We start from the raw sequence: 1198 nt of genomic DNA, 5'->3' as shown, positions 1-1198 counted from the left end.
CAAATGCCTCAGGCCGTAATCTTGGTCACGACGCCCGCACCCACCGTGCGGCCGCCTTCACGAATGGCGAAGCGCAGGCCTTCTTCCATCGCGATCGGATGGATCAGTTCTACGTTCATCGTCACGTTGTCGCCCGGCATCACCATCTCGGTGTCCGCCGGCAGTTCACACGCGCCCGTCACGTCGGTCGTGCGGAAGTAGAACTGCGGACGATAGCCCTTGAAGAACGGGGTGTGACGACCGCCTTCTTCTTTCTTCAGCACGTACACTTCGCATTCGAAGTTGGTATGCGGGGTGATCGATCCCGGCTTGGCCAGAACCTGGCCACGCTCGATGTCTTCACGCTTGGTGCCACGCAGCAGCGCGCCGATGTTGTCGCCCGCCTGCCCTTGATCGAGCAGCTTGCGGAACATTTCAACGCCCGTGACGGTGGTCTTGGTCGTGGGGTTGATGCCCACGATTTCGATTTCGTCACCCACGTTGACAACGCCGCGCTCGACACGACCGGTGGCGACGGTGCCGCGACCGGAGATGGAGAAGACGTCTTCGACCGGCATCAGGAAGGCGCCGTCGATGGCACGCTCGGGATCCGGAATGAATTCGTCCATGGCCCGCACGAGCTTGGCGATCGATTCGGAGCCGTGCTCGCCTTCGTCGCCTTCCAGCGCTTTCAGCGCGGAGCCGACGATGACCGGGGTGTCGTCGCCCGGGAAGTCGTAGGCGTCCAGCAGTTCGCGGACTTCCATTTCGACCAGCTCGAGCAGCTCTTCGTCATCGACCATGTCGGCCTTGTTCAGGTACACGACGATGAACGGAACACCCACCTGACGCGCCAGCAGGATGTGCTCGCGGGTCTGCGGCATGGGGCCGTCGGCCGCCGACACGACCAGGATCGCGCCGTCCATCTGGGCGGCACCCGTGATCATGTTCTTGACGTAGTCGGCGTGGCCCGGGCAGTCCACGTGGGCGTAGTGACGCGCTTCACTTTCGTATTCAACGTGCGACGTCGAAATCGTGATGCCACGCGCCTTCTCTTCCGGCGCCTTGTCGATCGCGTCAAACGCCGACAACTCGGAACCGAACAACCGGTTCGACACCACCGTCAATGCGGCCGTCAGCGTCGTCTTGCCATGGTCCACGTGACCAATCGTGCCGACGTTGACGTGCGGCTTGCTACGCTCGAATTTTGATTTGGACA

1 protein-coding gene is annotated in these 1198 nt (G+C 62.1%); it reads right to left on the bottom strand.

Annotated elements, in window-relative coordinates; translation table 11 throughout:
* Positions 1 to 8: 8 nt before the first annotated feature.
* The coding region (tuf, locus tag C41B8_RS19165; protein WP_037342025.1) for an elongation factor Tu at positions 9 to 1198 on the bottom strand (1190 nt) is incomplete at its 5' end.

Origin of the sequence: Salinisphaera hydrothermalis C41B8 (assembly GCF_000732535.1) — a bacterium.
GTDB classification, from domain to species: domain Bacteria; phylum Pseudomonadota; class Gammaproteobacteria; order Nevskiales; family Salinisphaeraceae; genus Salinisphaera; species Salinisphaera hydrothermalis.
Note: the sequence above shows the minus strand (reverse complement) of the source record. Positions and strands in the feature narration are given on the sequence as shown.